The following is a 13,267-nucleotide window of genomic DNA, read 5'->3' on the forward strand; positions in this document are numbered from 1 at the left end:
CGGGTCGTCCTTGCCGTGGTCGTCCTTCTTGCCCTCGTGGCTGCTGGACGAAGAACCGTTGTCGTGGCCCCAGTCCTCGGCCAGAGTCATCGCGTAAGCGGTAGGTGCGGCAATCGTCAGGACCGCGGTAATGGCGGCCGAGGCGCACAGGGTGCGGGCAGAGCGCATGAGATCCCATTCCTTTCGCCGCGACTGCGAGGGCTGACACATCGTCGGCTCATCGGATCGCAGCAGCGACGAATTCACCGTCAGACGGATCGCGGCTTCGCACCAGCCGAGAACGTCGCATTCGAGGGACACCGTCCGCTCTTCGGGTGGCGACACGCCGACTATTCACTCTTTGGACGGCAGCCAGTCGATACGGGCCTTCGCGGCGCTCTCCGGACCCTTCGCGATCCGGCTCGCGCGGCGGGCCGGAGTGGCCGCCCGCTCCCGCACATTCCGTCTTCTTCGCTTCGCGCGCCTATCCGGAGACGGCTCGGCTTCGAACTACTCGTGTCACGTGCGCACGGCAGCGACGTCGTGCGGGTTCCGTGTCCCGGCGGTCGGGGCGCCCCCGACGGGGAGATCCGCAAGGGCCCCGGGAGAGAGGTGGGTCAGATGGGCGTTTCCCTCCGGGTACGGCGTCTCGTGGCCGCCACGGCTGCTGCGGGTGTGCTCGTCGGCGGGGTGTCCGTGGCGTCCTCGGGTACTGCGGCGGCCTCGTCCCCGCCCCCCGCCCAGGCGCGGGCCTCCCACCTCGTGGCCGACTCGGGGGGCCCGGACTGGAACCGCTGCGAGTGGCGCAAGGGCCACTGGAAGCAGAAGTGGGTCAAGGACCACTGGGAGGACGAGTGGGTCCGGGGACGCTGGAACTGCCGCGATGGCGACGGCCGCCGCTGACCGGCCGCGACCGTGAGCCGGACGGACGCATGGCGGGCGGCATCCACGAGGACGCCCGGCCGCCGACCGAGGACGCGTGACCGCGGCAGGAGGGCGGATGGCCTGCGAACGAGGACGTGTGAGTGCTGAACAGAGAACTGGGCAGGTGGCGGATGAGAGGTGAACGGTGGACGTGACATGTCACCGCACACCTCCGGTCTCCCCTCGCGGCTCCAGGCGTGCGGCCCCTTCCGATCGGTGGTGGCATGGTGACGAAGGAGCCCGTACGGCACCCCTGGTGCCCACGAGGAGCGAGGGGGCGCGAGTGTCGCCACCTGATGCGGATCCCGACGCCGCGGAACAGCTGGCCAAGCTCGGACTGGACGAGCTCATGGTCCTGGTGGGACGCGGCGACCAGGGTGCGTTCGTGCCCGTCTACGAAGCGGTCAGCGGCCCCGTGCTGGGCCTCGTCCGCAGGGTCCTGAGAGATCCGGCCCAGTCCGAGGAGGTGACCCAGGACGTGCTCGTGGAGGTGTGGCGCACGGCCGGCCGGTTCCGGCCCGATCAGGGCAGCGCCCTGACCTGGGTCCTGACGCTGGCCCACCGGCGTGCGGTGGACCGGGTCCGGTCGTCACAGGCCAGGACCGAGCGGGAGCGCAGAGTGGCGCTGCTGGAGTCCGTGCCGCCGTTCGACGACGTGGTCGAGCAGGTCGAGAGCGGCCTGGAGCAGCAGCAGGTGCGGCGCTGTCTGCAGTCGCTGACGGAGCTCCAGCGGGAGTCGGTCGTCCTGGCGTACTACCACGGGCTCACCTATCGGGAGGTGGCCGAGTACCTGTCCCAGCCCCTGGGCACGGTGAAGGCCCGAATGCGTGACGGGCTGATGCGGTTGCGTGACTGTCTGTACGAGGGCGAGGTGCGGCCATGAGCGAGGTCCGGGACAGGAACGGCGACGAGCTGCACTCCGCCGCCGGCGCCTACGTTCTGCACGCGCTGCCCGAGGACGAGCGGAGGGCCTTCGAGGAGCACCTCGCGTCCTGTGGGGTCTGTGCGCGCGAGGTCGCGGAACTCTCGGACTCGGCGGCACGCCTCGCCCAGCCGGTCACGGCCGAACCTCCGGAGCACCTGCGGCGCCGGGTGCTGGAGCGGATCGCCGTCACACCCCAGGCCCCCTACGCGCCCCGTGTCCCGCACGAACAGCCCGAGAGAGAGGTCCAGCACGCCCGGCCCGCCGCCGGGGTGCCGGTTCCGTCCGGCCCCGGGCGCTCTCCCGTCCCGCGGCTCCTGCAACTGGCCCTCGCGGCCTGCGCCGCGCTGGCCGTGGCGTTCGGCGGAGTCGCCACCTGGCAGTACCAGGCCGCCGAACAGGCGCGCTCCCAGCTGGACTGGGCCGAGGAGCGGTACGCGGGTGTGGCCGATGTGCTCGCCGCACCGGACGTCGAACTCCACACCCAGCAGCTCGCGGACGGCGGCACCGGCACCGTCGCCGTCTCCCGGAGCCAGGACGCGGCGGTGTTCTTCGCGACGGGAGTCCCGCCGCTGCCCGTCGGCCAGACGTACGCCCTGTGGTTCAGCGAGGACGGCTCCTACCGGCCCGCGGGCCTGGTCAGCGGTGCCGAGGCCCAGGACATGCAGATGCTCAACGGCCCGGTCTCGGGAGCGACGGCGGTCGGCATCACCGTCGAGCCGGTCGGAGGTTCGCTGCAGCCCACCAGCCCGCCGCTGGGAATGATCGACATCCCCGCCTGAAGTCGTCCCCCGGCCGGGCAGGGCGCCCGCGCGACCGTCCCGCGGGGTGGCTCGTCCAGGGAGGACCCGGAGCTCCCGGCTCGCCCGGGGCCGGGCCCCTGCGCGCCGCTCACCGTGCGCGGAAGGGCCGACGGCAGTACCGGCGGCACGCCGCGCCCTGCTGCTCACCTCGGCGCCGCGCGGCCCGGCGGGGGCGCACGGGGTCCGATCCGCCGGTGCCGCGCGCACTCGCACATCACCCGCCTGCCGGACCGGGGGGCGGGTCCCACTGGCCGTCCGCCTGTCCGCCTGTCCGCCTGTCCGGCTGTCCGCCTGTCGGCCCGTCAGCCCGTCAGCCCGTGCCGAACGGTGCGACCTCCCCCGGGGCGGACCCGGCGGCGTCCCGCCCCGGAGTGGTGCCGGCGCGGTGCCCGTCCGTGGCCGTGAACGTGACCGGCAGCCGGGCCGGACCCCGCAGCCCGCCCGGCCGCCAGCGCAGTTCCTCCGGCGGCACGGCCAGTGCCAGGTCGGGGAGGCGCCGCAGCACGGTGCCGATGGCGATCTGCCCCTCCAGCCTGGCCAGCGGGGCCCCCAGGCAGTAGTGGATCCCGTGCCCGAAGGCGAGGTGCGCATTGTCGCGCCGGGTGATGTCCAGCCGGTCCGGGTCGGCGAACCGCGCCGGGTCGCGGTCGGCGATGGCGGAGGCGATCAGCACGGTGGCACCCCTCGGGACGGTCACCCCGGCGATCTCCACGTCCTCGCGCGCGAACCTCGCGATTCCGGGGCTGACCGGCCCGTCGTACCGCAGGAACTCCTCGACGGCACCGGGCAGCAGATCCGGGTCGTCCCGCAGCAGCGCCAGCTGGTCGGGGTGGGCGAGCAGTGCCGCGACCCCGCTGCCGATCAGATTGACCGTGGTGATGTACCCGGCGACGAGGAGCAGGAACGCCATGGCGATCAGCTCGTCCTCGTTGAGGCGCTGTTCCTCGTCACGGGCGGTGATCAGCGCGCTTAGCAGGTCGTCCCCCGGCCGGGCCCGCTTCTCCGCGATGAGCCCGGTCAGATACGCGCGCATCTGCCGCCATGCCGAGTCCACCACGGCCGGGTCCGGCATCTCCGCCCGGCGCAGCAGCATGTCGTCGGTCCAGTGCTGGAACTCGTGCCGGTCGTCCAGGGGGACGCCCAGGAGTTCGCTGATGACGGTGACCGGGAGCGGCAGTGCGAAGTCCGCGACGAGTTCCGCCCGCCCGGCGGGCAGCAGTCCGTCGAGCAGCCGGTCGGTGATCTCCTGGATCCTGGGCCGCATCTCCGCCACCCGGCGCGCGGTGAACGCCTTCGAGACCAGCCGGCGCAGCCGGGTGTGGTCGGGCGGATCGGAGCGCAGCATGTTGCTCACCATCGACTCGCGCTCCGTCGAGGGCAGCTGCTGCATCAGCCGCGGGTCCGACGCGTCGCGGACGTCGCTGCTCAGCCGGGAGTCCGACAGGGCTGCGAGGCCGTCCTCGTAACGGGTGACCAGCCAGGCCTCCACGCCACCCGCGATCACGGCCCGTCGCACCGGGCCCTCCTCGCGTAGCCGGCGGTAGAGCGGGAAAGGATCCGCGACGAAGGCAGGGTCGGCGTAGGGCAGAAGGAACGGCTGCTCGCTCATGTTGCCTCCCGGGGAGCGGCACGGCCGTCCGTGCCGCGAGTGTCCAGCTTGAGGGTATATGTCCAATTGTCACTGACCCCGGGATTCCACCGAAGGGAGCGGTTCCGATGGAGCGGACCACGTGCTGCGTGGTGGGCGGAGGGCCCGCCGGCATGGTTCTCGGCCTGCTGCTGGCCCGGGCCGGGGTGGACGTCGCCGTCCTGGAGAAGCACGGCGACTTCCTGCGCGACTTCCGTGGCGACACCGTGCACCCCTCCACCCTGGCGCTGCTGGACGACCTGGGACTGGCCGAGCGCTTCGCCCGGCTGCCGCAGCGCCGGGTGACGACCGTGCAGCTGCCCATCGGCCCGGACCGTTCGCTGATCACCGTCGGGGACATCGGCGCCCTCCGGGGCAAGTACAACTACATCGCGATGGTGCCCCAATGGGACCTGCTCGACCTTCTCGTGGACGAGGCGGGCCGGGAACCCTCCTTCTCCGTCCGGATGAACACCGAGGCGACGTCCTTCCTCATGGAACGCGGGCGGGTGAACGGCGTCCGCTACCGCACCTCCGACGGCCGCACCGGCGAACTGCGGGCTACGCTCACCGTCGCGTGCGACGGCCGGGGCTCGCTCGCGAGGACCCTGCCCGAACTCGGTCTGGAGAGCTTCAACTGCCCGATGGACGCCTGGTGGTTCAGGCTCCCCCGGCACGAAGGCGACCCGAGCGGGCTGGTGGGCGGGGTCGGCGACCGGTTCTTCAGCGCGCTCATCGACCGAGGTGACTACTGGCAGATCGCCGCGCTGATCCCGAAGGGCACCGACGCCCAGCGGCGCGCAGAGGGCCTGGACCGGTTCATGGCTCGATTCACCTCGGCCGCGCCCTGGCTCTCGGACCGGACGCACGCGCTCACCTCGTGGGACGACGTGAAGCTGCTCGACGTACGGCTCGACCGGCTGCGGCGCTGGCACCGTCCGGGGCTGCTGTGCATCGGCGACGCCGCCCATGCCATGTCACCGGTCTTCGGCATCGGCATCAACCTCGCCGTCGAGGACGCGGTGGCCGCCGCACGCCATCTCGTCGGACCCCTCGGCGAGGGCCGGGTGGGTCTTGAGGACGTCCGCCGCGTCCAGCGCCGCCGGTGGCCCACCACCGCGGGAACCCAGGCCCTCCAGCGTCTCGCCCACGCCAGGGTCATCGAGCCCCTGCTGGCCGGGGAGCCCGCCTTCGGCAACCCCCGGCTGGCCAAGCGCCTCACCGAGCTGATCACCACCTCCCGCCGGTTCAAGCGGCTTCCGGCCTACTTCCTCGCCTACGGCGCCCTGCGTGAACGGCCACCGGAGGCGTCGGTGCGGTGACGGCGGGGGCGGGCCGCGCCGCGGGCGGCAGTGTCGCTTCACCCGCGCGGCGCGGTCTCGCCTCGCCCTGGGAGGGCGATCCGGCGTCCGCGCGGGGGCGGTGCCCGGCCCACGTCCCGGTACCGGTACCGCGCCGAGCTGTGCCGATGCCGGGCCGAGCCAACCGCCGAGCCAACCGTGTCGCCGGTCGTTGCCGGTCGTTGCCGGTCGTGCCGCGCTGTGCCGCGCCCCGCGCCGTGTGACGCTTCCCGGCCGGCGGCCGCCGTGTCGTCGCCGGTCGCGCCGCGTTGCCGAGTCCCTTCCGGTGTCGATGCCGTGCCACGGTGCCGGGCCCCGCCGCTGCCGTGTCGTTGTCGGTCGAGCCGCGGTGTCGCCGTGCCGATGCCGGGCCGAGCCATTGCCCGGCGAACCCGCGCCGCCGTGCCGGTCGTGCCGGCACCGGTACGCTCCGCCCGGCGGGCTCGTGCGGCGAGCCGCGCGCCGGGCGGGAACGGGCCCTGCCTCAGTGCGTCGCGCCCGGCACCCGGTCGAGGATCGTGGCGAGGTCGGCGGTCGGCGGGAGGGTACCGAAGGCGAAGCCGGTGTCGCCCGCCAGGCGGGAGGCGCAGAACGCGTCGGCCACGGTGGGTGGCGCGTGGCGGACGAGGAGGGAGCCCTGCAGTACCAGGGCGAGGCGCTCGACCAGCCGCCGTGCGCGCAGTTCGGCGTCGGCGGTGAGCACCAGCTCGCCGCGCAGCCTCCGCCACGCCTCGTCAAGTCGTGCGTCCGCGCCCGCGGCCGCCTCGATCTCCGCCCGGAACGCCTCCAGCGACTCCGGCTCGCGGGCGAGCGCACGGAGTACGTCGAGGGCGTTGACGTTGCCCGAGCCCTCCCAGATGCCGTTCAGCGGAGCCTCGCGGTACAGCCGCGGCATGCCGGACGCCTCGTCATATCCGTTGCCGCCGAGGCACTCCAGCGCCTCGGCGACCGCCGTGGGCTGCCGCTTGCAGACCCAGTACTTCCCGACGGCCGTGGCCAGCCGGAGGAAGGCCCGCTCCTGCGCGTCGCCGCGCTGTGACCGGTCCGCCGCGCCCGCGACCCGGAGCGCCAGCGTCGTCGCGGCCTCCGACTCCAGCCCCAGGTCCGCGATGACGTTCCGCATGAGCGGCTGGTCGATCAGCTTGGTGCCGAACACGGTCCGGTGGCGTACGTGGTGCGCGGCCTGCGCCAGCGCCGCGCGGGTCCCCGACGCCGAGCCCAGGATGCAGTCGAGCCGCGTCATGGTCACCATGTCGATGATCGTCCGTACGCCCTGCCCCTCCCGGCCGACCAGCCAGGCGACGGTGTCGTCGAACTCCGGCTCGCTGCTGGCGTTGCTGCGGTTGCCGAGCTTGTCCTTCAGCCGCTGGATGCGGAAGGTGTTGCGCGAGCCGTCCGGCAGCACCCGGGGCACCAGGAAGCAGGACAGTCCACCCGGTGCCTGCGCCAATACCAGGAACAGGTCGTTCATCGGAGCGCTGGTGAACCACTTGTGCCCCCGCAGCCGCCAGCTGCCGTCCGGTTGCGCGGTGGCCGCGGTGGTGTTGGCGCGCACGTCCGTGCCGCCCTGCTTCTCGGTCATGCCCATACCGGCGAGGAGTCCCCGCTTGCCCCCCGGCGTCCGCAGGCCCGGGTCGTACACCCGGCTGGTGAGCAACGGCTCGTAGACGGCGGCGAGTTCGGGAGCCGACCGGAGCGCGGGCACGACGGCGTACGTCATGGACACCGGGCAGCCGTGGCCCTGTTCGGCCGAGCTCCACACCATGAAGCCGGCGGCGCGGGCGACGTGCGCGCCCGGCCGGTCGTCCGCCCACGGCGCCCCGCCCAGGCCCTCCCGGATCGCCACGTCCATCAGCGCGTGGTACGAGGGATGGAAGTCGACCTCGTCGATCCGGTTGCCGTAGCGGTCGTGCGTGCGCAGCTCCGGCTCGTGGCGGTTGGCCTCCTCGGCCCAGCGCAGGACCTGCTCCGATCCCGCGAGCCTTCCGAGGCTGTGCAGGTCCTCCGCGTACCAGCCGGCGCCCTCGCGCCGCAGTCCCTCGAGAAGTACGGGGTCCTCGGCGACGTCGTGACCGGTGAGCGGCGGCGGCTGGTTGGTCACCTCGTGCGTACGGGCGGTGGGGTTGCTGAGCGGGGACGCGTCCGTGGTCGCGGTCATGGGGGTCCTCCGGGGTCGTCGGGGCATGCCGCGGGCCGGGCGCCCGCGCAGCGCAGGGACATCGCCACCAGCTCGTCCACCAGCCGGCCGGCCTCGGGACCCTCCGCCGGAGCGGCGAGCGGGTCGACCAGCACCTCGCCGATGGCGCCGGTCAGGGCGGCCGCGGTGATCTCCGGGTCCTGGCGGGGGAGCAGCCCGGCGTCGACGCCCTCACGGACGACCTCGGCGAACACGGCGCGGTAGCGGCGCCGGAACTCCAGGCGCTCCTGGCCGACGGCCGGCTCTGCCGGTGCGGCGAGCAGCGCGTGCGCCAGTCCGCGCCGCTCCATGGCGCGGCGTGCGAAGACGCTGACGCCGAGGGCCAGCCGCTCCACCGGGTCGCCGCTGCCCTCCCGGAGTACGTCGCCGAGGACGTCGACCTCGTGGCCCGAGGCCCGGCGGAACACCTCGACGGCCAGCGCCTGCTTGGAGGGGAAGTGCTGGTAGACGGAGCCGACCGCCATGCCCGCGGCGGCGGCGACCGCGGTGACGGAGGCGTTCGCCCATCCGGACTCGGCGACCACGGTCGTGGCCTGCTCGACCAGATGCTCCCTGGCGGCGGCCAGGCGGTCCTCCACGGCGGGCGTCCTGCGGTACGGCATGCAAACAGTGAACCACCGTTCAGAGCTTTGGGCCAGAGCTGTCCGGACGGAGGCCGAGGCGGACACGCTCCGTCGGCTGCCGTGCCGTGCCGCGTCGTCAGGGCCGGCGGGACCCTGAGGCCCTTGACGGCCACCGTCCCGGCGCCCGGCGGCCGGTGACCGGCGGCCGTCTGAGGCAGGGGCGAACCAGGCGCAGTCCCGGTCCGTTGCCGTGCGCGGTCGAGGAGGCCGGCCCACCGTGGACAGGAACGGGGTGGCGTACCGGTGCTCCGGAGCGGAGCGCCGCGGGTCGGGGTCTGCTGTGGTGACGTGCGCCCGCCCCCGGTGGGGTGCCGGGGGCGGGGTGGGACTTGCTGCGTGTTGTGGATGGCGATGGCTCGTCCGGTGTGTCTTCGTTGAGGTGTCAGCCGAAGCAGTTCGGGACGGGGCTGGCGCTGCCTTCGCAGTTGGTGGGGACGTTGTCGATGATCTTGATCTTGCCGTAGGTGGTGACGGTGCCGCCGTCGTTGTTCACGCCGCCGGCGGGTTCGTCGGAGGTGTTGTCGGTGACCTTGACGTCGGTGAGGGTGACCTCGTCGTCGTCGTCGACGTGGATGCCGCCGCCGGCGTAGCCGTCGCCGGGGGCCTGGTTGCCGCTGATCACGGTGCGGCGGATGTGGGTCTCGGTGTCATCGTTGTTGATGCCGCCGCCGTCGTCACTGAGGGACGTGTTGCCGTAGATCTTGCTGTCCTCGATGACCGCCTGCTCGCCATCCAGGTAGAGGGCGCCGCCGTAGTAGCCGGTGTTGTAGGCGAAGGTGCTCTTGCGGACCTGGAGAGCATCGTTCTCGTGGTAGACGGCGCCGCCGTACTCGCCGCTGTAGTTGTACTTGAAGGCGCTTTTCTCGATGTCCGTGAGGCCGTAGTACTGGTAGACAGCGCCGCCGTAGTCCTCGCCGTAGTTGTAGCTGAACAGGCTCTTCCGGACGGTGCTGGTGCCGTAGTAGTTGATGATGGCCCCGCCGCCGTAGTAGGCCTTGTTGTTGGTGAACTTGGAGGTCTCGACCTCCAGCTTGCCGTACTCGTTGTGGATCGCGCCGCCCTCATAGCCGGAGTTGCCGCTGAGGGTGCTGTTGCGGATGGTGGTGATGCCTTCGTTGTAGATGGCGCCGGCGTCGTCGCTGTCCGTGTCGTCGACGGTGTTGTTGTGGAGGGTGGTGTGGTCGAGGTCGAGGCGGCCTCCGGCCACGACGTTGATGGCGCCGCCGTCCTCGTCGGCGGCGGTTTTGCCGCGGGTGAGGGTGAGGTGGCGGAGTTTGAGGTCGCCGCCGGTGCCGACTTCGAAGAAGCGGAACTGGTCGGCGTTGGCGGCGCGGGCGATGGTGGCGCCGTTGCCGTGGATGGTGATGGGCTGGACGATCTTGGGGAGGCCGTTGCCGTCCTGGTTGGCGGTGAGGGTGTAGGTGCACTTCTCCGCGAGGGAGAGGGTTCCTCCGCCGTCGCTGTTCGCCTGTGTGATCGCAGAGATCAGGTCGTTGGGGTCGCAGTCGACGGACCTCGCCTTGTCCGCGTCCTCGTGGGAGTCGCGGTGACCGTCCTGCCCGCGGCCGCCGCTCTCTCCCTGGCGGCCGGCTTCCTCGCGGTGGCCGCTGTCACTGCCGGTCTCGTCGTGGTGGCCGCCTTGTCCGTCGCGGCCGCTGTGTCCCTCGGGGCCGTTCTGTCCGGTGGGGCCGCTCGGCCTGCCGGCGCGCTGCTGCGCGTCCGCGGGACCCGGGTCCGGCTTCCCGGCCTGGTCGCCGAAGCCGTCTTGGCTCGTGCTGCTGTCGTCGTGGTCGCCGGAGTCCGCGGCGCCTGGGCCCGGCTTCCCTTCGTGGTCTCCGTCCGGTCTGTTGCCGGGGTGGTCTTCGTCCGCGTCACCACCGTCGTGGTCTGCGGAGTGGTCCTCGGTGTTGTCGCCGGCTTTCCAGCCGGGGTTTCCGGCGTGTTCGGCCCAGTAGTCGGCGTCCTTGCCGTCCTCGGTGTCCTCGGCGCTTCCGCCGCGGGTGGTGCCGGGTTTGGCGGGTGCGGGCTGGGTCGTGCCCTTGGCCTGGTCGGCCGCCGCGGAGGCGGTCTTCGTCTCCGCCTTTCCGTCGTCGGTGACGGCGATGAGAGTCGTCGTGCCGGCGATGGTCGCGAAGCCTGCGGCCGCCACCACGGCTGTCTTCCAGTGCCGGCTCAGTGTTGCCGACCGTGTGCGATCGGAGGCATCCGTACCCCGGGATCCGAACATCCGCCAGGCTCTCCTTCTTCAGTGATGGTCCGTCATTCCACGCCCAACCATGGGAATGAAAGCGGACATATAACACCATAAGAAAGGTGGCAAATCGGATAAAGTGGCGCGGGTGGGAGTGTCGGCTCACTCGGAAGTGACCTACTGCCGAGACTGCACCCGTGATTGCTTATGAGTGCTCGCTGCTGCGGCGGCCCTTGCTGTGACGGTTTGGCTGCCGGGTCGTTGTGCCGTCCGCCACCCGCTCGGCGGGGAATGACGCCGGCTCTCGGTGCGCGCCGCTGCTGTGAAAGGCCGCGGTCCCAGGGCGTATTCGGATGGTCACCGTGACGCCGGCGGGAGGTCGCGCCCCGGTGCCCGGCTTCCGGTCGGTGTGCTCGGGCCGGATGAGGTCGTACCGGGCGAGTCGTGAGATCAGTGCCGGACCGGGACCCAGGCGCGCGCGAATGTGCGGAAGCGAGGACGCCTGCCGCGTGTGTGCGCCCGCCCCCGGTGCGGTGCCGGGGGCGGGCGTTGCCTTCTCTGTGGCTGACTGTGGTGCTCGTCCGGTTGCCTCTACGAGGGTGTCAGCCGAAGCAGTTGGGGACGGGGTTGGTGCTGCCCGTGCAGTTGGTGGGGACGTTGTCGATGATCTTGATCTTGCCGTAGGTGGTGACGGTGCCGTCGTTGTGGATGCCTCCGGCGGGTTCGTCGGAGGTGTTGTCGGTGACCTTGACGTCGGTGAGGGTGACCTGGTCGCCGGTGCTGATGTAGATGCCACCGCCGGTGTAGCCGTCGCCGGGGGCCTGGTTGCCGCTGATCTTGGTGCGGCGGACGGCCACCTCCTGGCCTTCGGCGGCGATGTGGATGCCGCCGCCGTTTTCGTCGAGGGACGTGTTGCCGTAGATCTTGCTGTCCTCGATCGTTGCGGATTCCTCGAGGTTGAGGCCGCCACCGCCTCCACTGCTCGCGGTGTTGTAGGCGATGGTGCTCCTGCGCACGTGGAGCGAGCCGGTGGCGGTGTGGTAGATGCCGCCGCCGTAGTAGGCGTAGTTGTACTTGAAGGCGCTCTTGTCGATGTCCGTCGTGCCTTCGTCGTTGTAGAGACCGCCTCCGCCGTTGGCGTAGTTGTAGCTGAAAAGGCTCTTGCCGACGGTCACCGTTCCGTACTCGTTGTACACGGCGGCGTAGCCGTCGGTCGGGGCCGATACATTGCCGGTGATCTTGGAGGTTTCGATCTCCAGCTTGCCGTAGTAGTTGTAGACGGCGCTGCCGTCTTCGCCGGAGTTCTTGCTGAGGGTGCTGTTGCGGATGGTGGTGATGCCTGCGTTGTAGATGCCTCCGGCGTCCTCGCCGCCGAGGATGTCGACGGTGTTGTTGTGGAGGGTGGTGTGGTCGAGGTCGAGGCGTCCGGCGGGGTTGACGTTGATGGCGCCGCCGTTTTCGCCGGCGGCGGTTTTGCCGCGGGTGAGGGTGAGGTGGCGGAGTTTGAGGTCGCCGCCGGTCGAGACCTGGAAGAAGCGGAACTGGTCGGCGTTGGCGGCGCGGGCGATGGTGGCGCCGTTGCCGTGGATGGTGATGGGCTGGACGATCTCGGGGAGGCCGTTGCCGTCCTGGTTGGCGGTGAGGGTGTAGGTGCACTTCTCCGCGAGGGAGAGGGTTCCTCCGCCGTCGCTGTTCGCCTGTGTGATCGCCGAGATCAGGTCGTTGGGGTCGCAGCCGACGGACCTCGCCTTGTCCCCGTCCTCGTGGGAGTCGCGGTGACCGTCCTGCCCGCGGCCGCCGCTCTCTCCCTGGCGGCCGGCTTCCTCGCGGTGGCCGCCTTGCCCGCCACGGCCGTTGTCGCCGCTCTCCCCTTCGCGGTGATCGCCTTGCCCGTCATGGCCGCGGTCGTGGCTGCTGTGTCCCTCGGGGCCGTTCTGTCCCTCGGGGCCGCCTGGGCTTCCGGCGCGCTTCTGAATGTCCGCGGCGGGCGGGCCGGGGTTTCCCTCGGGTTCGCCGGAGTGGCTACGGTCGGCGCCGCTCCCGTCGGGGTCCTTGTCCGCGTCGCCACCGTCGTGCTCTGCGGAGTCGTCTTCGGTGTTGTCGCCTGCCTTCCGGTCAGGGTTTCCGGCGTGTTCGGCCCAGTAGTCGGCGTCCTTGTCGTCCTCGGTGTTTCCGCCGCGGGTGGTGCCGGCTTTGGCGGGTGCGGGCTGGGTCGTGCCCTTGGCCTGGTCGGCCACCGCGGAGGGGGTCTTCGCTCCCGCCTTGTCGTCGTCGGTGACGGCGACCAGTGCCGTCGTGCCGGCGATGGTCGCGAAGCCTGCGGCCGCCACCACGGCTGTCTTCCAGTGCCGGCTCAGTGTTGCCGATCGTGTGCGATCAGCGTCATCCGCACCCCGGGATCCGAACATCCGCCAGGCCCTCTTTCTATGTGATGGTCCGTCATGCCGTGCCCAACCATGGGAATGAAAGCGGACATATAACACCATAAGGAAAGTGGCAAATCGGATAGTCTCGTGCGGATGGGGGTGTCGTGTCTAGGTGTGCAGCCAATCGGCCCGGCCGTGGTCTCCCTTTCGGGGTGGTGAGAATCGGCCGATCGTGGGGCTGTTGCGGGTGCGGGCTGACACTTCGTCCCGCTCGACGAACGGACTGTCCTCGTCC

The 13,267-nt window shown here is 71.4% G+C and carries 9 protein-coding genes; 4 read left to right on the top strand and 5 right to left on the bottom strand.

The window, feature by feature from the left end:
* The first annotated feature begins 600 nt into the window (after positions 1-600).
* From AB0J10_RS30250 to AB0J10_RS30260, 3 genes are all read left to right on the top strand, one after another.
* Entirely contained in the window at positions 601-882 is a 282-nt protein-coding gene (locus AB0J10_RS30250) for a hypothetical protein (RefSeq protein ID WP_363066028.1), read from the top strand.
* 304 nt (positions 883-1,186) lie between these two features.
* Positions 1,187-1,786: an ECF RNA polymerase sigma factor SigK gene (gene sigK / locus AB0J10_RS30255; protein ID WP_363066030.1), complete on the top strand. Its 600-nt coding sequence runs from the start codon at positions 1,187-1,189 to the stop codon at positions 1,784-1,786.
* Positions 1,783-2,607 (top strand): anti-sigma factor, encoded by an 825-nt coding sequence (locus AB0J10_RS30260; RefSeq protein ID WP_363066032.1) that lies wholly within the window; start codon positions 1,783-1,785, stop codon positions 2,605-2,607. Before sigK ends, AB0J10_RS30260 begins: the two co-directional genes overlap by 4 nt.
* Positions 2,608-2,938: 331 nt before the next feature.
* On the opposite strand, the gene AB0J10_RS30265 is transcribed toward AB0J10_RS30260, so the two are convergent.
* Complete coding sequence (locus tag AB0J10_RS30265; RefSeq protein WP_363066034.1) at positions 2,939-4,237, bottom strand: cytochrome P450; 1,299 nt, start codon at positions 4,235-4,237, stop codon at positions 2,939-2,941.
* 107 nt (positions 4,238-4,344) lie between these two features.
* On the opposite strand from AB0J10_RS30265, the gene AB0J10_RS30270 reads away from it, so the two are divergent.
* Positions 4,345-5,577 carry an FAD-dependent oxidoreductase gene (locus tag AB0J10_RS30270; RefSeq protein ID WP_363066036.1) on the top strand — a complete coding sequence of 411 codons (1,233 nt, stop codon included), beginning with the start codon at positions 4,345-4,347 and terminating at the stop codon, positions 5,575-5,577.
* Between the two features lie 502 nt (positions 5,578-6,079).
* Here the strand turns inward: AB0J10_RS30270 and AB0J10_RS30275 are convergent.
* The 4 genes from AB0J10_RS30275 to AB0J10_RS30290 form a co-directional block, all read right to left on the bottom strand.
* Positions 6,080-7,753, bottom strand: coding sequence for an acyl-CoA dehydrogenase family protein (locus AB0J10_RS30275; RefSeq protein ID WP_363066038.1), 1,674 nt, complete (start codon positions 7,751-7,753; stop codon positions 6,080-6,082).
* A complete protein-coding gene (locus AB0J10_RS30280; protein WP_363066040.1) occupies positions 7,750-8,394 on the bottom strand; it encodes a TetR/AcrR family transcriptional regulator in 645 nt (214 codons plus the stop codon). Before AB0J10_RS30280 ends, AB0J10_RS30275 begins: the two co-directional genes overlap by 4 nt.
* Before the next feature lie 403 nt (positions 8,395-8,797).
* On the bottom strand, positions 8,798-10,567 hold the full coding sequence (locus AB0J10_RS30285) for a right-handed parallel beta-helix repeat-containing protein (protein WP_363066042.1): 1,770 nt from the start codon (positions 10,565-10,567) through the stop codon (positions 8,798-8,800).
* 641 nt (positions 10,568-11,208) lie between these two features.
* The gene (locus AB0J10_RS30290; protein WP_363066044.1) at positions 11,209-12,939 is read right to left on the bottom strand and encodes a hypothetical protein; all 1,731 of its coding nucleotides are present in this window, start codon (positions 12,937-12,939) and stop codon (positions 11,209-11,211) included.
* Positions 12,940-13,267 lie beyond the last annotated feature (328 nt).

It is taken from the genome of Streptomyces sp. NPDC049887 (genome assembly GCF_040656535.1).
In the GTDB taxonomy this organism is placed as follows: Bacteria; Actinomycetota; Actinomycetes; order Streptomycetales; family Streptomycetaceae; genus Streptomyces.